Raw genomic sequence first — 19,900 nt, 5'->3', positions numbered from 1 at the left:
CGAAATGCGCTATTCTCGGCGTCGCGCCATCGCCCTGCGGGTTGTGGCGTAGAGCCATCAGGCAGCGTCGTATCCTGACGTTACCGGTCGTCAATTCATCTCTCACGCGGGGACACATGCAGACACTTAAGGTCGATCTAGGCGAGCGCAGCTACCCGATTCACATTGGCGAGGGCCTGTTGGACCAGCCCGAGTTGCTCGCACCGCACATTGCCGGGCGGCAAGTGGCGATCATCTCCAACGAAACGGTCGCGCCGCTGTATCTTGAGCGTCTGAGCCGCAGCCTTGCGGCCTACTCGGTGATTTCGGTAATACTGCCCGACGGCGAAGCCCACAAGAACTGGCAAACCCTGCAACTGATTTTCGATGGCCTGCTGACCGCGCGCCATGACCGGCGTACCACGGTGGTGGCCCTCGGAGGCGGCGTTATCGGCGATATGGCTGGTTTCGCCGCTGCCTGCTACCAGCGCGGCGTGGACTTTATCCAGGTGCCGACCACCCTGCTGTCCCAGGTCGATTCGTCGGTGGGCGGTAAGACCGGCATCAACCATCCGCTGGGCAAGAACATGGTCGGTGCGTTCTATCAGCCCAATGCCGTGTTGATCGACACCGCTACCCTTAACACGCTGCCGCCGCGTGAGCTGTCGGCGGGCCTGGCGGAAGTCATCAAGTATGGATTGATCTGCGATGAGCCTTTCCTGACTTGGCTGGAAGAGCACATGGACGCCTTGCGCGGCCTCGATCAGGTGGCGCTCACCGAAGCGATTTCCCGCTCCTGCGCCGCCAAGGCCCTGGTGGTCAATGCCGACGAGCGTGAGTCCGGCGTGCGGGCCACGTTGAATCTGGGTCACACCTTCGGGCATGCGATCGAAACCCACATGGGCTATGGTGTGTGGTTGCATGGCGAGGCCGTGGCGGCTGGCACGGTGATGGCTATGGACATGTCGCACCGGCTTGGATGGATCAGCGCCCAGGAGCGGGATCGCGGTATTCGCCTGTTTCAGCGGGCCGGTCTGCCGGTCGTTCCGCCGCAGGAGATGACCGAGGCGGATTTCCTCGAACATATGGCAATAGACAAGAAAGTGATCGACGGTCGACTGCGACTGGTGCTGCTGCGCCACATGGGCGAAGCGGTGGTGACCGACGATTATCCGAGAGAGATTTTACAGGCCACGCTGGGAGCGGATTACCGCGCCCTGGCCCAGCTTAAAGGTTAACAGGATCACCATGACTAGTTTGCATGCCGACGAGGCGTTCCTCGGCCATTACCAGTTAAGCCACGACCCTTTTGCTCCACGGGTGCCGGGTTTCAAATTCTTCCCGGCCCAGCGCAAGCCGGTGCTGGGGCAGCTTCACCATCTCGCGCGCTACAGCCAGTTGCTGCTGGTCGTCACGGGCCCCTTGGGCAGCGGCAAGACGTTGCTGCGCCAGGCCCTGGTTGCCAGTACCAACAAGCAATCGGTACAGAGCGTGGTGGTGTCGGCCCGCGGCGCCGCTGATGCGGCGGGTGTGCTGAGCCAGGTGGCCCAGGCGCTGGATGTGGCCACCGCCGAGCCGAGCGCGATCCTCAAGCAGGTGGTGCAGTTGGGCTTGACCGGCCAGGAGGTCTACCTGCTGGTGGACGATGCCGAGCAGCTCGACGAATCGGCCCTGGAAGCCCTGCTGGCGTTGGCTGCGGGTACGCCGGAAGGTCGCCCCCATGTGTTCCTGTTTGGTGAGTCTTCGCTGATCGCCGACCTTGAGCAGATCAGTGGCGATCAGGAACTGTTCCACGTCATCGAACTGCAGCCGTATGAAGAGGAAGAAACCCGCGAATACCTGGCTCAACGCCTCGAAGGCGCAGGGGCGGGCATCGAACTTTTCTCCGCTGCGCAGATCTCTGATATTCACGACAGCGCAGGCGGCTGGCCTGGCACCATCAACCAGGTTGCCCGCGATGCGATGATCGAAGCCATGATTGCCAGCCGCTCAGCGGTCAAGCGTCCAAAGATGGGGTTCACTATGCCTAAGAAGCACGTACTGGCCATTTCCGCAGTGGTCGTGGTTGCCGTTGCCGCCGCCTGGTTGATCCCAGGCCGCAACAAGGCTCCCACCCCTGCTGGCGCGCCTGCCGAACAGGCGCAGTTGCCACTGGGCAAACCCACACCGAATGTCGAATTCGCCAACTCCGGTCAGCCGACCAACCTGCCGATGGTCGGTCAGCCTGTGATGCGCGGCCCGCTCGCCGAAGAAGCCGGTGGCATTTCCGAAGGCGACGACGGCGTGCCGGTGGAAGGCTCCAGCGCCACGCCGCCGACCGTAACCACCACCGCGCCGCCTGCGGGCGTACCGGCCGGCCAGCCCGCTGCCAAGCCGACGCCTGCCCCAACGCCGGCACCGACCGTCGCAACCGCCAAACCTGCACCGGTCACCAAGCCTGTGGTCGCAGCGCCTGCGCCAGCCCCTGCGGCCAAGCCGGCCCCGGCCGCCAAGCCCGCTGAAAAACCCGCCACCACCGTGGCCAAGGCAGGCGCCGCCGGCAGCAGTTGGTACGCCAGCCAGCCGAGCGGTAACTTCGTGGTGCAGATCCTCGGCACCAGCTCCGAAGCCAATGCCCAGGCGTTCGTGAAAGAGCAGGGCGGCGAGTACCGTTATTTCAAGAAAGTGCTCAACGGCAAGCCTCTCTATGTGATCACCTACGGCAACTTCTCCAGCCGTGCAGCCGCTGATTCCGCTATCAAGGCCTTGCCAGCGAAGGTTCAGGCTGGTAAACCTTGGCCTCGCACTGTTGCCAGCGTTCAACAAGAACTCGCAACAACTCGCTGAAGATCCGGCGGCCTTACCCAGGCCGCCCTCCCGGCACCTCAAAAAAATCGCATGGCGTGCAGTCTCCAGGGACCGCGCGCTTTGTGGTGTCTGCGTCACGGTAGCTTTTGAGTCGTAGCGGTCAGAATTAAAAAAGTTTTGACTAGCACAGCATATCGCTTTAAACCTTTCATAAATGCGACATAGATTTGCGACATTTCGTCGCTAAATTTGTGAGCGTCTGTGTCGGTGTGTACAATGACCTCCCTTTTGCCCCCGCTAAGCCGGCGAACGTTCGGCGTGGAAGGTAACCGGTTGAATTGAAAAGAAATTTGCCTCGGTATAAGAGGCAGCCTGGTGAGAAAGTGTCTATGAAAGCAGGTCTGTACCAACCCGATGAATTCAAGGATAACTGCGGATTCGGCCTGATAGCCCATATGCAGGGCGAGCCCAGTCATACCCTTCTGCAAACGGCCATCGAGGCCCTGACCTGCATGACCCACCGCGGTGGGATCAACGCCGACGGCAAGACCGGTGACGGTTGCGGCTTGCTGATTCAAAAGCCCGACCAGTTCCTGCGCGCTGTCGCCAAGGAGCATTTCGCGGTCGACCTGCCCAAGCAGTACGCCGTGGGCATGGTGTTTTTCAACCAGGACCCGGTCAAAGCCGAAGCCGCTCGCGAGAACATGAACCGCGAGATCGTCGCCGCCGGCCTGCAACTTGTCGGCTGGCGCAAAGTGCCGATCGACACCAGCGTGCTCGGCCGTCTGGCCCATGAGCGCCTGCCGCAGATCGAACAGGTGTTCATCGCCGGTGAAGGCCTGAGCGACCAGGACATGGCGATCAAGCTGTTCACCTCCCGTCGTCGCTCGTCCGTGGCCAACGCTGCCGACACCGACCACTACATCTGCAGCTTTTCCCACAAGACCATCATTTATAAAGGCCTGATGATGCCGGCGGACCTCACCGCCTTCTATCCAGACCTGAGCGATGAGCGTCTGCAGACTGCAATCTGCGTGTTCCACCAGCGCTTCTCCACCAACACCCTGCCGAAATGGCCGCTGGCCCAGCCGTTTCGCTTCCTCGCCCACAATGGCGAGATCAACACCATCACCGGCAACCGCAACTGGGCCGTGGCCCGTCGCACCAAATTCGCCAATGACCTGATGGACCTGGAAGAGCTCGGCCCGCTGGTCAACCGCGTGGGCTCCGACTCCTCCAGCATGGACAACATGCTCGAACTGATGGTCACCGGCGGCATCGACCTGTTCCGTGGCGTGCGCATGATCATTCCGCCAGCGTGGCAGAACGTCGAGACCATGGACCCGGACCTGCGTGCATTCTACGAGTACAACTCGATGCACATGGAGCCGTGGGACGGCCCGGCCGGCGTGGTCATGACCGACGGCCGCTACGCGGTGTGCCTGCTCGACCGCAACGGTCTGCGCCCGGCGCGTTGGGTCACCACCACCAACGGCTTTATCACCCTGGCGTCGGAAATCGGCGTATGGGACTACAAGCCTGAAGACGTGATCGCCAAAGGCCGCGTCGGCCCTGGCCAGATCCTGGCCGTGGACACCGAAACCGGGCAGATCCTCGACACCGACGCCATCGACAACCGCTTGAAGTCGCGTCACCCGTACAAACAATGGCTGCGCAAGAACGCCCTGCGCATCCAGGCGACCATGGAAGACAACGACCACGGTTCGGCCTTCTACGACATCGACCAGCTTAAGCAGTACATGAAGATGTATCAGGTCACGTTCGAAGAGCGCGACCAGGTGCTGCGTCCGCTCGGCGAGCAAGGCTACGAGGCGGTCGGCTCCATGGGCGACGACACGCCGATGGCCGTCTTGTCCCAGCGCGTGCGCACGCCGTACGACTACTTCCGCCAGCAATTCGCCCAGGTGACCAACCCACCGATCGACCCGCTGCGCGAAGCTATCGTGATGTCCCTGGAAGTGTGCCTCGGTGCCGAGCGCAACATCTTCCAGGAGTCGCCCGAGCACGCCTCCCGTGTGATCCTCAGCTCGCCGGTCATCTCCCCGGCCAAGTGGCGTTCGTTGATGAACCTGGAGCGCCCAGGCTTCGACCGTCAGATCATCGACCTGAACTATGACGAGAGCCTCGGCCTTGAAGCCGCAGTGCGCAACGTCGCCGACCAGGCCGAAGAAGCCGTGCGCGCCGGGCGTACCCAGATCGTGCTGACCGACCGTCATATTGCGCCGGGCAAGCTGCCGATCCATGCCTCGCTGGCTACCGGTGCCGTGCACCACCGCCTGACCGAAAAAGGCCTGCGCTGCGATTCCAACATCCTCGTGGAAACCGCCACCGCCCGCGACCCGCATCACTTTGCGGTGCTGATCGGCTTCGGCGCCTCGGCGGTGTACCCGTTCCTCGCCTATGAAGTGCTGGGTGACCTGATCCGTACCGGTGAAGTACTGGGCGACCTCTACGAGGTGTTCAAGAACTACCGCAAGGGCATCACCAAAGGCCTGCTGAAGATCCTGTCGAAGATGGGCATCTCCACCGTCACCTCCTACCGTGGGGCGCAGTTGTTCGAAGCCATCGGCCTGTCGGAAGAAGTCTGCGAGCTGAGCTTCCGTGGCGTGCCGAGCCGTATCAAGGGCGCGCGGTTCGTCGACATCGAAGCCGAGCAGAAAGCCCTGGCGGCCGAAGCCTGGAGCGCGCGCAAGCCGATCCAGCAAGGCGGCCTGCTCAAGTTTGTGCACGGTGGCGAGTATCACGCGTACAACCCGGACGTGGTCAGCACCCTGCAAGCCGCCGTGCAGCAGGGCGACTACGCCAAGTTCAAGCAATACACGAGCCTGGTGGATAACCGCCCGGTATCGATGATCCGTGACTTGCTCAAGGTCAAGACCTTGGACACGCCGATGGACATCAGCGAAGTCGAGCCGCTGGAATCGATCCTCAAGCGTTTCGACTCTGCGGGTATTTCCCTGGGCGCCTTGTCGCCCGAGGCCCACGAAGCCCTGGCCGAAGCCATGAACCGCCTGGGCGCGCGCTCCAACTCCGGCGAAGGCGGTGAAGACCCGGCGCGCTACGGCACTATCAAGAGTTCGAAAATCAAGCAGGTCGCGACTGGTCGTTTCGGCGTCACCCCGGAATACCTGGTCAACGCCGAAGTGCTGCAGATCAAGGTAGCCCAGGGCGCCAAGCCCGGTGAGGGCGGCCAACTGCCGGGCGGCAAGGTCAACGGTCTGATCGCCAAGCTGCGTTATGCGGTCCCGGGCGTGACCCTGATCTCGCCACCGCCGCACCACGACATCTACTCGATCGAAGATTTGTCGCAGCTGATTTTCGACCTCAAACAAGTCAACCCGCAGGCGCTGGTCTCGGTGAAACTGGTCGCGGAAGCCGGCGTGGGTACCATCGCCGCCGGTGTGGCCAAGGCCTATGCCGACCTGATCACCATCTCCGGTTACGACGGCGGCACCGGCGCATCGCCGCTGACCTCCATCAAATACGCCGGCGCGCCGTGGGAGCTCGGCCTGGCCGAGACCCACCAGACCCTGCGCGGCAACGACCTGCGCGGCAAGGTCCGTGTGCAAACCGACGGCGGCCTGAAAACCGGTCTTGACGTGATCAAGGCGGCAATCCTCGGCGCCGAGAGCTTCGGCTTCGGCACCGCGCCGATGATCGCCCTGGGCTGCAAATACCTGCGCATCTGCCACCTGAACAACTGCGCCACCGGCGTCGCCACTCAGAACGAGAAGCTGCGCAAGGATCACTACATCGGTACCGTCGACATGGTGGTGAATTTCTTCACCTACGTCGCCGAAGAAACCCGTGAGTGGCTGGCCAAGCTGGGCGTGCGCTCGCTGGAAGAGCTGATCGGTCGTACCGACCTGCTGGACATCCTTGAAGGCCAGACCGCCAAGCAACAGCACCTGGACCTCACGCCGCTGCTGGGCAGCGATCACATCCCGGCAGACAAGCCGCAATTCTGCCAGGTAGACCGCAACCCACCGTTCGACAAAGGCCTGCTGGCCGAGAAAATGGTCGAGATGGCCAGCTCCTCGATCAACGACGCCAGCGGTGGCGAATTCGCCCTGGACATCTGCAACTGCGACCGTTCCATCGGCGCACGCATCTCCGGCGAAATTGCGCGCAAGCACGGCAACCAGGGCATGGCGAAGGCGCCGATCACGTTCCGCTTCAAGGGCACCGCTGGCCAGAGCTTCGGCGTATGGAACGCCGGTGGCCTGAACATGTACCTCGAAGGCGACGCCAACGACTACGTGGGCAAGGGCATGACCGGCGGCAAGCTGGTGATCGTTCCGCCTACAGGCAGCGTCTACAAGACCCAGGACAGTGCCATTATCGGCAACACCTGCTTGTACGGCGCCACGGGCGGCAAGCTGTTCGCCGCCGGTACGGCCGGTGAGCGTTTTGCCGTGCGTAACTCCGGTGCCCACACCGTGGTTGAAGGCACGGGCGACCACTGCTGCGAGTACATGACCGGTGGTTTTGTCGCGGTACTGGGCAAGACCGGTTACAACTTCGGTTCGGGCATGACCGGCGGTTTCGCCTACGTGCTGGATCAGGACAACACCTTCGTCGACAAGGTCAACCACGAGTTGGTCGAGATCCAGCGGATCAGCGGCGAAGCCATGGAATCCTACCGGAACCACTTGCAGCACGTGCTGGACGAGTACGTCGAGGAAACCGGCAGCGAATGGGGTCGCAACCTCGCCGAGAATCTCGATGATTACCTGCGTCGTTTCTGGCTGGTCAAGCCCAAGGCTGCCAACCTGAAATCGTTGCTTTCCAGCATCCGTGCCAACCCGCAGTGATATGCGCCTGAAGAGTTTGATGAGGTTTTAACATGGCTGAACGTCTGAATAACGACTTCCAGTTCATCGATGTCGGGCGCAAAGATCCGAAGAAGAAACTGTTGCGTCAACGCAAGAAAGAGTTCGTGGAAATCTACGAACCCTTTAAACCCCAGCACTCGGCCGAACAGGCACACCGTTGCCTGGGCTGCGGTAACCCGTATTGCGAATGGAAGTGCCCGGTGCACAACTTCATTCCCAACTGGCTGAAACTGGTGGCCGAGGGCAACATCCTCGCCGCCGCCGAGCTGTCGCACCAGACCAACACCCTGCCGGAAGTGTGCGGCCGGGTGTGCCCACAGGATCGTCTGTGCGAGGGTGCCTGCACCCTTAACGACGGTTTCGGTGCGGTGACCATCGGTTCGGTTGAGAAGTACATCACCGACACGGCGTTCGCCATGGGCTGGCGCCCGGACATGTCCAAGGTCAAGCCGACCGGCAAGCGCGTGGCGATCATTGGCGCAGGCCCGGCGGGCCTGGGTTGTGCCGACGTGCTGGTGCGTGGCGGCGTGACCCCGGTGGTGTTCGACAAGAACCCGGAAATCGGCGGCCTGCTGACCTTCGGTATCCCCGAGTTCAAGCTGGAAAAAACCGTCCTGAGCCATCGTCGCGAAGTCTTCACCGGCATGGGTATCGAGTTCCGCCTCAATACCGAAATCGGCAAGGACGTGACCATGGAGCAACTGCTCGAAGAATACGATGCCGTGTTCATGGGCATGGGCACCTATACCTACATGAAGGGCGGTTTTGCCGGTGAGGACCTGCCGGGCGTGTACGACGCTCTGGACTTCCTGATCGCCAACGTCAACCGCAACCTGGGTTTCGAAAAGTCGCCGGAAGATTTTGTCGACATGAAAGGCAAGAAGGTCGTGGTGCTGGGCGGTGGTGACACCGCGATGGACTGCAACCGTACGTCGATTCGCCAGGGTGCCAAGTCGGTAACCTGTGCCTACCGTCGTGACGAAGCCAACATGCCGGGTTCGCGCAAAGAGGTGAAGAACGCCAAGGAAGAGGGGGTGAAATTCCTCTACAACCGCCAGCCGATCGCGATTGTCGGTGAAGATCGCGTCGAAGGCGTCAAGGTGGTCGAGACCCGTCTCGGCGCACCGGATGCCCGTGGCCGTCGCAGCCCCGAGCCGATCCCGGGCTCCGAAGAGATCATCCCGGCCGACGCCGTGGTCATCGCATTCGGTTTCCGCCCAAGCCCGGCGCCGTGGTTCGAGCAGTTCCAGATCCAGACCGACAGCCAGGGCCGCGTCGTCGCGCCGGAACAGGGCCAGTACAAGCACCAGACCAGCAACCCGAAAATCTTCGCCGGTGGCGATATGGTGCGCGGTTCCGACCTGGTGGTAACCGCGATCTTCGAAGGCCGTAATGCGGCTGAAGGGATCCTGGATTACCTGTGCGTCTGATGACGTAGCGGCAAGTTTCAAGCGGCAAGCGGCAAGTTAAAAGCACAATGGCTTCAACTTGCCGCTTGTAGCTTGCCGCTTGCCGCTGTCTTTTGAGACCATACCCGCACTTTTTTTGCGGATGCCGACATGACTGCCCTCAAGAACGACCGTTTCCTGCGTGCCCTGCTCAAGCAGCCTGTAGACGTCACTCCCGTGTGGATGATGCGTCAAGCCGGTCGCTACCTGCCGGAATACCGCGCCAGCCGCGCCCACGCCGGCGACTTCATGAGCTTGTGCATGAACCCTGCGTTCGCCTGCGAAGTCACGATGCAGCCGCTGGACCGCTACCCACAACTGGATGCGGCCATTCTGTTCTCCGATATCCTCACCATCCCCGATGCCATGGGCCAGGGCCTGTACTTCGAGACCGGTGAAGGTCCACGTTTCCGCAAAGTCGTCAGCACCCTGGCCGACATCGAGGCCCTGCCGATTCCCGATCCGCACAAGGACCTGGGCTACGTGATGGACGCCGTCAGCACCATCCGCCGCGAGCTCAACGGGCGCGTGCCGCTGATCGGCTTCTCCGGCAGCCCGTGGACCCTGGCCACCTACATGGTCGAAGGCGGTTCGTCGAAAGACTTCCGCAAGACCAAAGCCATGCTCTACGACAACCCACAAGCCATGCACCTGCTGCTGGACAAGCTGGCCCAGTCGGTGACCGCGTACCTCAACGGCCAGATCATGGCCGGTGCGCAAGCCGTACAGATCTTCGATACCTGGGGCGGCAACCTGTCGGCAGCGGCGTACCAGGAATTCTCCCTGGCCTACATGCGCAAGATCGTCAGCGGCCTGATCCGTGAACACGAAGGCCGCCAGGTGCCGGTGATTCTGTTCACCAAGGGGGGGGGCCTGTGGCTGGAAAGCATCGCCGATGCCGGTGCGGACGCCCTGGGCCTGGATTGGACCTGCGATATCGGCGAGGCCCGCCGTCGCGTCGGCAGCCAAGTCGCGCTGCAAGGCAACATGGACCCGACCGTGCTGTACGCCAAGCCGGAAGCGATTCGCGCCGAAGTCGGGCGCATCCTGGCCAGTTATGGCAACGGCACCGGACACGTGTTCAACCTCGGCCATGGCATCACCCCGGAAGTGAATCCAGACCACGCCGGGGCGTTCCTGCAAGCTGTGCACGAATTGTCCGCGCAATATCACCAGTAACATCCCGCCCCAAGCGAGCCGCCCCCTGCCTGGCAGAGGGCGGCTCGCTGCGCTTCAGCGTTCGTTAAGTCCTGCCTTGATAGTCTGCAGAGGTTGGGATTTCTCCTACAGCCTCTGGTAACTCGCCTCGGTAAAAATCCTACCCGACGTTTCCACTCGCCAGCGATTGGCGTTCATTGTCAGGTGCTATCAGGATGAACACTTCAGCGTATTCAACGGGCCAGAAACTGCTGCATTGGGTTTCGGCCGTCATCATTATGTGGTCTTTGTTGTCCGGTTTTGCCGTGGCCGTCTTCAGCGTGCCGGCGTCGGTAAAGGCATGGGTCGCGTTCTTCAATGTGTCGTTGACCACCCTCTATATTCCGGTTTTTGCCTTGCGGGTGTACTGCTCCTTCGGCCATGGCCTGGATTTTTCCATCAAGCGCACGTTGCAGGAATACATGGCGTTGCTGGTGCATAAGGCCATGTACCTGGTGCTGGCCGTGGTGCTGGCGACGGGCGTGCTGATGATGGATCGACCGATCAATATCTTTAACCTGGCCTTCATTGCGCCATTTGAAACCGACCCTGCGCGTATCGCCCTCTATACCCGCGTACACGTGCTGTCCTGCGTGGCGCTGTTGTTGATGCTGGTGCTGCACATCGGCGCGGTGGTCCTGCATGAACGTCGCGGCAAGCGGGTGATGGCGCGGATGTCGTTCGCGGCGGCCGCTCCTCAGGCCGAGGCCAGCGGTGGCAGCTTTGCCAGCTTCAACGCCACCAGCAAGGCGCCGATCAACAGCGCGACGATAAAACCGCCAATGCCATGCCATCCGCCAAAGTGCCAGAAGAACCCGCCCGCCGTGCCGGCAATACTCGACCCGGCGTAGTAGCAGAACAGGTACAGCGACGATGCTTGCCCTTTGGCTTTCACCGCACGGCGGCCGATCCAGCTGCTGGCCACCGAGTGGGCGCCGAAAAACCCGAAAGTGAACACCAGCATGCCCGGAACGATCAGCCACAACGGTGTGAACAGGGTCAGGGCCATGCCCGCCAGCATCACCAGGATGGTGGCCCACAGCACGCGCCGGCGGCCGAGGCGGTCGGCCAGCGAACCGATCCTGGCCGAGCTGTAGATGCCCGAGAGGTAGACCAGCGATAACAGGCCCACCCACGCCTGGCTCAGATCGTAAGGGGCGGCGAGCAGGCGATAACCGATGTAGTTGAACAAGGTCACGAACGCACCCATCAGCAGGAACGCTTCCAGAAACAGCCACGGCAGCCCGGCATCCTTGAAGTGCATGACAAACCCGTCCAGCAGGCTGCGCGGCCTCAGGCTGCGAGGGCGGAAATTGCGCGATTCGGGAAGGATTTTCCAGAACACCGTCGCGGCAACCAGCGCCAGGGCGCCGATGATCAGCATCCCGGTGTGCCAACTGACGAAATCGATCAGTACTCCCATGATCAGGCGCCCGCTCATGCCGCCGATGGCGTTGCCGCCGATATACAGGCCCATGGCCAGACCGATGTGTTGAGGGTGGATCTCTTCGCTCAAGTACGTCATGGCCACGGCCGCCAGCCCACTGAGCGCCAGCCCCACCAGCGCACGCATAAACAGGATGCCTTCCCAGGAAGGCATCAGGCCGCTGGCGATGGTGGCAAGCGCGGCACAGAACAACGCGGCCACCATCACCGGTTTACGCCCCAGGGTGTCTGAAATCGGACCGGTGATCAGCAGCCCCAGCGCCAGCATCGCCGTGGAAACCGAGAGGACCAGGCTGCTCTGCGCCGCGTTGATGGAAAACTCATGGGACAGCGCCGGCATCATCGGTTGTACGCAATACAGCAGGGCAAACGTGGCGAAGCCGCCGGAGAACAGCGCGAGCACCGTGCGCATGAACAGCGGCGTGCCTTTTTCGATGTACTCGTCGTTAAGTTGCGCCACCACCTCATCCAGAGCGGTGGGCGGGGCATCTTGAGTGAGTGGCGCGACAGCAGGTTTCACAGAGACCTCGGGACGATAAAAGCCGGGCAGAGCAGGCAATGCAAAAAAGCATATAGCTGGCTAATGATTCTTTCCAATATATTGTTCGACCTGTTTGATAGCTTTAACGACCTAATGAGGCAAGCATGGAATTACGTCATCTGCGGTATTTCATCGCGGTCGCCGAAGAGCTGCATTTTGGCCGTGCGGCGCAGGTACTGGGCATCTCGCAACCGCCCCTGAGCCAGCAGATCCAGGCGTTGGAGAACGAAGTGGGGGCGCGGCTGTTCGAGCGCACCAATCGTCGGGTCGAATTGAGTGAAGCGGGGCGCCTGTTCCTGCAAGAGGCACGCCTGGTGCTGGCCCAGGTCGATAAAGCCGCAGACGTGGCGCGGCGGGCACAGTTGGGCGAACTGGGAGAATTGAAGATTGGCTTCACGTCATCGGCGCCGTTCAATGCCAGCATTCCCCAGGCGATCTTTGCCTTCCGTCAGGCATTCCCGGCGGTTCACCTCAACCTGCAGGAAATGAGCAGCACCGAGGTGGCCGAGTCGCTGGTGGATGAGTCGATTCAGGTCGGGCTGATGCGTCCGTTGCCCTTGCCGGATTCGCTGGCTGTGATCGAGCTGATGCGCGAACCGCTGGTGGCCGTGCTGAGCGCCGGCCACCCTCTGGCGCAAGGCTCCGAGCGTGGCTTGCACCTGGCGCAATTGGCGCAGGAGCCGTTTGTGTTTTTCCCACGCAGTTACGGCAGTGGCTTGTACGCCCAGCTGCTCAACCTGTGCCGCGACGCCGGCTTCAGCCCGCGCTTCGCCCAGGAAGCTGGGGAGGCGATGACGATTATCGGGTTGGTGGCGGCGGGGTTAGGCGTGTCGGTACTGCCGGCGTCGTATCAGCGTATCCGCATCGATGGCGTGGTCTATCGCACGTTGCTGGATCAGGAGGCGGTGACGGCGGTCTGGCTGGTGCAGCGCAAAGGCGCACAAACGCCGATGGCGAAGGCGTTTGTGGAGTTGTTGGTGGCGAGCGGGCTTGCCCCGCGTTGGGCTGCGCAGCAGCCCCAAATCTGACGCTGTGATCTGTCTGAAAAAACGCGGTGATCTTGTTGGGGCCGCTTCGCAGCCCAACGCGGGGCAAGCCCGCTCGCCACAGAGGTGGTGCCTGGCTTTGGTTTTACTTCGACGTTCCCGTCTGCTCAAACAACTGCGCCGCCGACCCTGCCTCGCCACTTACACCATTACTGCGCAACCCCGCCATGATGTCGTTATCCAGGTTGTTCACCCAGCGGTTGTAATTGCGATGGATCTTGCCGTCCTTGTAGCCCAGGTCGCGGCTGTCGCGGTAGGTGATGGCATAGCTGCTGCGGGTGTAGCGGATGTCGATTTCAGCGTGGTACTGGCCGCGTACGGTGATTTCGGCCTGCACCAGTTGCGGGCTCAGGCGCTGCACGGTCCATTCGCGTTTCTGCAAGGCGTTGACGATCACCTGCTTCATTTTTTCTTCGCTGACCTGCGTTCCGGCCGGTAGCTCACTGTGAGGGTTGAGCACCGGTTTGCTGGTGCAGCCGGCGGCGCTCAGCAGAGCCAAAGTGATGAAGGTGGCGCGTAGCAAGGAAGACATTCCGTTTTCTCCAATCGATTAAAAAATCAGGACCAGCGGCGAAAGATCAGCGACGTATTGACGCCACCAAAGGCAAAATTGTTGTTCATCACATAGTCGTGATGCATCTGGCGAAAGCCGCCCTGCAGGTAATCCAGCTCGCCGCACTGCGGGTCGACCGTGTCCAGGTTGAAAGTGTGCACGTACTGGTCGCGGTTCATCATTTCGATGCTGAACCACGACTCCAGCGCCCCGCACGCGCCCAGGGTGTGGCCCAGAAAGCTCTTTTGCGAACTGATAGGCATGCGACTGCCGAACAGGCTGCTGGTGGCCAGGGTCTCGGCGATGTCGCCCTGATCGGTGGCGGTGCCATGCCCGTTTACGTAACCGATGGCGGCCGGTGCCAGCCCGGCGTCTTCCAGGGCCAGTTCCATGGCACGGCGCATGGTTTTCTGTTCCGGGCGGGTGGTGTGCTGACCGTCGGCGTTACTGCCGAAGCCGACGATTTCCGCATGGATATGCGCACCGCGCGCCAGGGCGTGTTCCAGTTCTTCGAGCACCAGCATGCCGCCGCCTTCACCGATCACCAGGCCGTCGCGGCCGCTGTCGTAGGGGCGTGGGCTGGTCTGCGGTGCGTCGTTTTTCAGGCTGGTGGCGTACAGCGCATCGAATACCATGGCTTCGGTGGGGCACAGCTCTTCGGCACCGCCGGCGAGCATCAACGGCAGGCGCCCGAACTTGATCGCCTCGTAGGCATAGCCGATGCCCTGGCTGCCGCTGGTGCAGGCGCTCGAAGTGGGAATCAAGCGCCCGGTCAGGCCAAAAAAGATGCTGATATTGGCCGCCGTGGTGTGCGGCATCATGCGCACATAGGAGTTGGCGTTGAGCCCCTCGGCCACCGAGTTGAGCAGCATGTTGCCGAAAGCCTTGATCTCATCGGTGCTGCCGGTGGACGAACCACAGGCCACGCCCATGCGCCCGTCCTTGATCGACTCATCGCCGAGCAAACCGGCATCCTGCAACGCCTGCTCCGCGGCCCACACCGCCAGGCGCGAGACGCGGCCCATGCTGCGCAATTGCTTGCGCGTCCAGTGAGAGGGCACCACGAAATCGTCGATGGGCCCGGCCAAGCGCGTGTTCAGTTCGGTGAAACGGTCCCATTCGTCCATGCGCCGGATACCGCTGCGGTTGGCGCGGAAGTTGGCCGAAATGGTCGGCCAGTCGCTGCCCAGGGAGGTCACGCCGGCCATGCCGGTGACGACGACACGCTTCATCAGCACAGGCCCCCATTCACCGCCAGCACCTGGCGGGTGATGTAACCGGCTTCCGCAGACATCAGGAAGTTCACCGCCCCGGCCACTTCTTCCGGGGTGCCCATGCGTTGTGCCGGAATCATTTTCATCAGTTCCTCGACGGGTACGTTTTCGTCCAGCATGGCCGTGTCGATCAGCCCCGGCGCGACGCAGTTGACCGTGATCCTGCGCTTGCCCAGCTCGATGGCCAGGGCCTTGGCCGCGCCGATCAGGCCGGCTTTCGAGGCACTGTAGTTGACCTGCCCGCGATTGCCGATCAGCCCCGATACCGAGGTAATGCACACGATGCGCCCGGCCGCGCGACGACGGATCATCGGCATCATCACCGGGTGCAGCACGTTGTAGAAACCGTCCAGATTGGTGCGCATCACCACGTCCCAGTCGTCCTCCGACAAGGCCGGGAACGCGCCGTCGCGGGTCAGGCCGGCGTTGAGCACCACGCCGTAATAGGCGCCGTGTTGCTCCACATCGGCTTCAAGGATGTGCTTGCAGCTGGCGCGATCCGCCACGTCGAACTGCAGCACCCGCGCCTGACGGCCCAGGGCCTGGATCTGCACCTGCACCGCATCCGCCTCGGCGCGGCCGCTGCGGCAGTGCAGCACAATGTCGTGGCCCGCCTGGGCCAGGCGCAGGGCAATGGCGCGGCCGATGCCACGGCTGGAGCCGGTGACCAGTACGGATTCAGTCATGGCGTTTCGTCCTTCGATTCATCTAAATAGGCGGCCGCCTGGGGCGGTCGAAATACGTTCAAGCGCGCGCTGGCGTGGAACCCGTCGCCGCGCAGGTGGCATTCGAACACACCCATGCCGTTGTCGTCTTCCAGCGACCGCAGGCCGTGGATGCTCAGCTCGGCGCCGGCCGGGAAGTGCTCGACGTTGCACTCGAACTTACGCGTGCCCAGCAGGAAGCCCAACGCCACCGGCTCGCCTTTGCGGCGGGCGTGGCAGCCGGCGTAGGCGGCGACGCTCTGGGCCATCAGTTCGATGCCGACCCAGGCCGGCAGGCTGCCGTCAGGGCGGTTGAACAGGCCACCGGGCTTGACGGTGGCGCGGGTGTGAATCTGTTCTTCGTCGAACGACAGCACCTGGTCGATCAGGATCATGTCGCCCGCGTGGGGGATCAGTTCGGCGAGTGGCCAATCGATCATGGGGCCTCTCCGATAATCAGGCTGACGTTGTTGCCGCCGAAGGCAAACGAGTTGCTCATCAGGCAGGTTTTCTCCAAAGGTTCGCCGACACGCGCCCATTGCAAGGCCGGGAGCACAGGGTCGGCCTCGCCGTCCCACACATGCGGTGGCACCTGGCCGTGGCGCAGGCTCAGCCAGCAGAACGCGGCTTCCAGCGCGCCGGCGGCGCCCAGGGTATGGCCGCTCATGGGTTTGGTCGACGAGCAGGTCACGCCGGCGGGGAACAGGCTGGCGACTGCCAGGCTTTCCATGGCGTCGTTGTGCTGGGTAGCGGTGCCATGCAGGTTCAGGTAGCCGATCTGCTCAGGCATCAGTTTTGCGCTGGCCAAGGCCTTGCGCATCGCCTGCAACGCGCCCTTGCCGCTCGGCTCCGGCGCGGAAATATGGTGCGCATCGCAACTGGCGCCGCTGCCCAACAGGGCGATGGGCGCCGGTTGCCTGCTCATCAGGAACAGCACGGCCGCTTCACCGATATTGATGCCGTCGCGGTTGCGCGAAAACGGGTTGCAGCGCGTGTCGGATACCGCTTCCAGCGCGCTGAAACCGTTGAGGGTCAGCTTGCACAGGCTGTCCACGCCGCCGCAGATCACCGCGTCGCACAGGCCCAGGTCCAGCAGGCGCCGGGCACTCATCAGCGCACGGGCGCTGGAGGTGCAGGCGGTGGAAATCACATAGGCCGGGCCGCTCAGTTGCAACCAGTCGGCGAGGAAATTTGCCGGCGCGCTGAGTTCCTGTTGCTGATAGTCATAGGTGCCGGGGAAGTGGTTGTCACGCAGGTACTCGGCGATGCCACGACTGGCCTCATCGATGCCCGAAGTACTGGTGCCGAGCACCACGCCCACGCGCGAGGTGCCGTAGGTGTGGATCGCCTGGCGAATCTCGTCCTCGATCTGCAACGCCGCTTCCAGCAACAGTTGATTGTTGCGGCTGCTTTGCTGGCCCAGTTCAACCGGGATACGCGCCAGCTCACCCTGCACGCCGCCCACCGGCAATACGCGTTCCGGCACCCAGCCACTTTCGGCGCGCATGCCCGAGCAATCGCCGGCGAACAGGTTGCGGCTGACTTCGGCCTGGCCTCGGCCAAGGGCGCAGATCAGGCCGAGGGCGTTCAGGTAGGCGCTCATCGGGCGGCTCCAAGCGGCGTGATGCGGTAGCTCAAAGGCTGCCCCGCGATGTTCACGCTGAATACTTCGGAAGACTGGTACACGATCTGCCAATGGCCCGGCAGGGTGCGCGTCAGGTCCCGCGCCTGGGCGCTGGGGTACAGCGCGCGCACCTCATCCGCCGACGTCAGGGCAAATAACAGCGCGGCGAACAGCTCACGCGCCTGCGGGTTGGGCGGCAGCAAGCCATCGGCCTGCCACTGGCCGTCGACCAGTTTCTGCCGGGCCTGGGGAATACCCAGCGGGTCCATCATCGACCAGCGCAATGCGGCGCCTTCGCGTTGCACCACCAGCAGCCAATCCTGGGTCTGGCCGTCCGCCAGGCGTTGCACATGCAGTTGCAGCGGCAGCGGCAGGCGCGGGGTGGTCGCGGGCAGCGGCGGCTGGCTGGCGCAGGCGCTGAGCAGCAACAGGCAACCGATCAATAACGCGCGGATCATGGCGCAACGCTCGCCAAGGGTTTGCGCGCCACGCAGTTGACCAGGGTTTCTTCGCGCTGGCCCACCGGTTTCGGCCGGCGCAGGCGCAGGCGTTCGAGCAGGCCGAAATCCTTCGAGCGGCTCCACCACAGGTAGGGGTATGAAACGTTCTGCGGGCCAAACTCAAAGCCTTGCTCGCGCAGCATCGCCAGGTATTCTTCGGCGCTTTTCTGCACGTGCATGGGGTGGCGGAACAGCCACCGGATCACCCAGGTGTCGATATAGGCTTCGGTGGATTCGGCAAATAACAGGTAGCCGCCGGGTTTGAGCACCCGGTAGAACTCTTGCAGCGCACGGTGCTGTTCCACCAAGTGGTGAAAGGTCTGGTGGCAGAACAGCAGGTCGACGCTGTCGTCGGCCATGTCGAGGGTGGCGCAATCGCTGCCGATCAGCTCGACGTTCAGGCCCTGGCGCTCGGCTTCGACCTGGCTCATCTGCAAACTGTGGGGGTCGGCATCCAGGCCGATCAGGCGCGCCGGTGCAAACGCTTGCTGCAGCAGGGTGAACGATTTGCCCTGACCGCAACCGGCGTCCAGCAGCACCGGCGCCTGGGGCAGCGGCTCGCTGAACAGGCCGCGCAGGTCGTTGATGGCCACGCGCAGCACGTAGTATTGCCAGGTGTGGCTGCGCAGGAACCACAGGCCGAAGCGGGTTTCCTCGACGTAGTTTTTGCTCAGGTAGGGCGTACTCATACCGGCTCACTCGCACAGATTTCCGACAACATCCGCAAGCGTCGCTTGGGCTCGCTGACAAACGGGTTGCGCTCGTCCCATGCATAGCCGGCAAGGATCGAGCTGATCATGCGGCGAATCTCCGGGGCGCTGCCGGGATGGAAAATTACATCCTGGAACGTCCCGGCGTACCAGCCTTCGACGTAGCAACGGAAAGTATCGACGCCGCGCTTGAGGGGCGCGGCGAATTCGGTCTGCCAATCCACCGTCTCGCCGCTCAACTGGCGGTGCAGCACGCCGGCGGCCATGCTGGCCGAGCGCATGGCGATGGTCACACCGGAGGAGAACACCGGGTCGAGGAATTCCGCTGCGTTGCCCAACAGCGCAAAGCCCGGGCCGTGCAAGGTGGTGACGTTCGCCGAGTAGCCGCCGATGCTGCGCGCCGGCGTATCCCACACAGCGTTTTGCAGCACGCCGGCCAGGCTCGGCGTTTCGGCGATAAAGCCGCGCAGGCAAGCGTCGAGATCATCGCCACGGGTGTCGAAATGCTCCTTGGCCGCAACCACCCCCACCGAGCAGCGGCCGTTGCTGAACGGTATGGTCCAGAACCAGATGTCGCGCTGGGTGGGATGGGTGGTCACGAGGATCTTGGTGCGGTCGAAGCCTGGGTGTTCGATGCGGTCTTCGACGTGGGTGAACACCGCCTGACGCACCGGAAAATTCGACGGAGCTTCCAGGTCCAGCAGGCGCGGCAGCACGCGGCCGTAGCCGCTGGCATCGAGCACGAACTTGGCCTTGAGGTGGTACTCGCTGCCGTTCTCGCGACGCACATGCAAGTAACGGCAGTCACCTTTGAAGTCCACGCCGACGATGGTTTCGCCGTAGCGGATATCCACACCCTGCAGTTCGGCCTGGTCGGCCAGCAACTTGTCGAACTCGCCGCGCTGCACCTGGAACGTGGTGGGCTTGCCATCGCTGAACGTATCGCTGAAATCGAAGGCGCTGTAGCGCTCGCCCCAGGCGAACGCGGCACCGGTTTTCAGTTGGAAACCTGCTGCCTGCACGGCGTCCAGCATGCCGGCCTCTTCGATGAAATCGATGCAGTGGGACAGCAGGCTTTCACCGATCGAGAATCGCGGAAAGTGCTGGCGCTCGATGATCAATACGTCATGCCCCTTGCGTTTGAGCAGCGCGGCGGCGATAGCGCCGGACGGGCCGGCACCGATCACCACGACCTGGCGACGTTCCATTTCAACTGTGGGCACGAGGGCTCCTTG

General features: G+C 62.7%; 15 protein-coding genes and 1 pseudogene. 7 read left to right on the top strand and 9 right to left on the bottom strand.

Annotated features, from left to right (window positions below; all coding sequences use genetic code 11):
• Nucleotides 1-116 precede the first annotated feature (116 nt).
• The 6 genes and pseudogenes from aroB to QRN10_RS00655 form a co-directional block, all read left to right on the top strand.
• The gene (gene aroB / locus QRN10_RS00680) at nucleotides 117-1,217 is read left to right on the top strand and encodes a 3-dehydroquinate synthase (RefSeq protein WP_253510064.1); all 1,101 of its coding nucleotides are present in this window, start codon (nucleotides 117-119) and stop codon (nucleotides 1,215-1,217) included.
• Between the two features lie 10 nt (nucleotides 1,218-1,227).
• Complete coding sequence (locus QRN10_RS00675; protein ID WP_181080354.1) at nucleotides 1,228-2,805, top strand: SPOR domain-containing protein; 1,578 nt, start codon at nucleotides 1,228-1,230, stop codon at nucleotides 2,803-2,805.
• Between the two features lie 350 nt (nucleotides 2,806-3,155).
• The gene (gltB, locus tag QRN10_RS00670; protein WP_181080355.1) at nucleotides 3,156-7,601 is read left to right on the top strand and encodes a glutamate synthase large subunit; all 4,446 of its coding nucleotides are present in this window, start codon (nucleotides 3,156-3,158) and stop codon (nucleotides 7,599-7,601) included.
• A 32-nt stretch (nucleotides 7,602-7,633) separates the two neighbouring features.
• A complete protein-coding gene (locus QRN10_RS00665; RefSeq protein WP_181080356.1) occupies nucleotides 7,634-9,052 on the top strand; it encodes a glutamate synthase small subunit GltD family protein in 1,419 nt (472 codons plus the stop codon).
• Nucleotides 9,053-9,181: 129 nt separating this feature from the next.
• Entirely contained in the window at nucleotides 9,182-10,249 is a 1,068-nt protein-coding gene (gene hemE, locus QRN10_RS00660; RefSeq protein WP_181080357.1) for a uroporphyrinogen decarboxylase, read from the top strand.
• A 194-nt stretch (nucleotides 10,250-10,443) separates the two neighbouring features.
• Nucleotides 10,444-10,932 (top strand): annotated as a pseudogene (locus QRN10_RS00655) (cytochrome b/b6 domain-containing protein); the annotation flags it as partial.
• A gap of 32 nt (nucleotides 10,933-10,964) precedes the next feature.
• Here QRN10_RS00655 and QRN10_RS00650 read toward each other — a convergent pair.
• Nucleotides 10,965-12,233 (bottom strand): MFS transporter, encoded by a 1,269-nt coding sequence (locus tag QRN10_RS00650; RefSeq protein WP_266245558.1) that lies wholly within the window; start codon nucleotides 12,231-12,233, stop codon nucleotides 10,965-10,967.
• 125 nt (nucleotides 12,234-12,358) lie between these two features.
• Here QRN10_RS00650 and QRN10_RS00645 point away from each other — a divergent pair, with 125 nt between their 5' ends.
• Nucleotides 12,359-13,282 carry a LysR family transcriptional regulator gene (locus QRN10_RS00645; RefSeq protein ID WP_285427689.1) on the top strand — a complete coding sequence of 308 codons (924 nt, stop codon included), beginning with the start codon at nucleotides 12,359-12,361 and terminating at the stop codon, nucleotides 13,280-13,282.
• Nucleotides 13,283-13,385: 103 nt separating this feature from the next.
• On the opposite strand, the gene QRN10_RS00640 is transcribed toward QRN10_RS00645, so the two are convergent.
• Genes QRN10_RS00640 through QRN10_RS00605 form a run of 8 tightly spaced genes read right to left on the bottom strand, consistent with a single transcriptional unit; the run spans nucleotide 13,386 to nucleotide 19,888 of the window.
• Nucleotides 13,386-13,832 (bottom strand): hypothetical protein, encoded by a 447-nt coding sequence (locus QRN10_RS00640; RefSeq protein ID WP_285427688.1) that lies wholly within the window; start codon nucleotides 13,830-13,832, stop codon nucleotides 13,386-13,388.
• 26 nt (nucleotides 13,833-13,858) lie between these two features.
• Nucleotides 13,859-15,085 (bottom strand): beta-ketoacyl-ACP synthase, encoded by a 1,227-nt coding sequence (locus QRN10_RS00635; protein ID WP_034095712.1) that lies wholly within the window; start codon nucleotides 15,083-15,085, stop codon nucleotides 13,859-13,861.
• Nucleotides 15,085-15,813, bottom strand: a complete 729-nt coding sequence (fabG, locus tag QRN10_RS00630) for a 3-oxoacyl-ACP reductase FabG (protein WP_181080361.1) — start codon at nucleotides 15,811-15,813, stop codon at nucleotides 15,085-15,087. Before fabG ends, QRN10_RS00635 begins: the two co-directional genes overlap by 1 nt.
• The gene (locus QRN10_RS00625; RefSeq protein WP_034136590.1) at nucleotides 15,810-16,271 is read right to left on the bottom strand and encodes a hotdog family protein; all 462 of its coding nucleotides are present in this window, start codon (nucleotides 16,269-16,271) and stop codon (nucleotides 15,810-15,812) included. Before QRN10_RS00625 ends, fabG begins: the two co-directional genes overlap by 4 nt.
• Complete coding sequence (locus tag QRN10_RS00620) at nucleotides 16,268-17,434, bottom strand: beta-ketoacyl-[acyl-carrier-protein] synthase family protein (protein ID WP_181080362.1); 1,167 nt, start codon at nucleotides 17,432-17,434, stop codon at nucleotides 16,268-16,270. Before QRN10_RS00620 ends, QRN10_RS00625 begins: the two co-directional genes overlap by 4 nt.
• Complete coding sequence (locus QRN10_RS00615; RefSeq protein ID WP_253510076.1) at nucleotides 17,431-17,913, bottom strand: hypothetical protein; 483 nt, start codon at nucleotides 17,911-17,913, stop codon at nucleotides 17,431-17,433. The genes QRN10_RS00620 and QRN10_RS00615 overlap by 4 nt, the downstream gene beginning before the upstream one ends.
• Nucleotides 17,910-18,644 carry a class I SAM-dependent methyltransferase gene (locus QRN10_RS00610; RefSeq protein ID WP_285427687.1) on the bottom strand — a complete coding sequence of 245 codons (735 nt, stop codon included), beginning with the start codon at nucleotides 18,642-18,644 and terminating at the stop codon, nucleotides 17,910-17,912. The genes QRN10_RS00615 and QRN10_RS00610 overlap by 4 nt, the downstream gene beginning before the upstream one ends.
• Complete coding sequence (locus tag QRN10_RS00605) at nucleotides 18,641-19,888, bottom strand: NAD(P)/FAD-dependent oxidoreductase (RefSeq protein WP_266245571.1); 1,248 nt, start codon at nucleotides 19,886-19,888, stop codon at nucleotides 18,641-18,643. Before QRN10_RS00605 ends, QRN10_RS00610 begins: the two co-directional genes overlap by 4 nt.
• Nucleotides 19,889-19,900: the final 12 nt, after the last annotated feature.

This window comes from Pseudomonas sp. lyk4-R2A-8 (assembly GCF_030209095.1).
GTDB lineage: Bacteria > Pseudomonadota > Gammaproteobacteria > Pseudomonadales > Pseudomonadaceae > Aquipseudomonas > Aquipseudomonas quebecensis.
The sequence above is the reverse complement of the archived record's forward strand: the minus strand, read 5'-3'. Positions and strand labels throughout refer to the sequence as shown.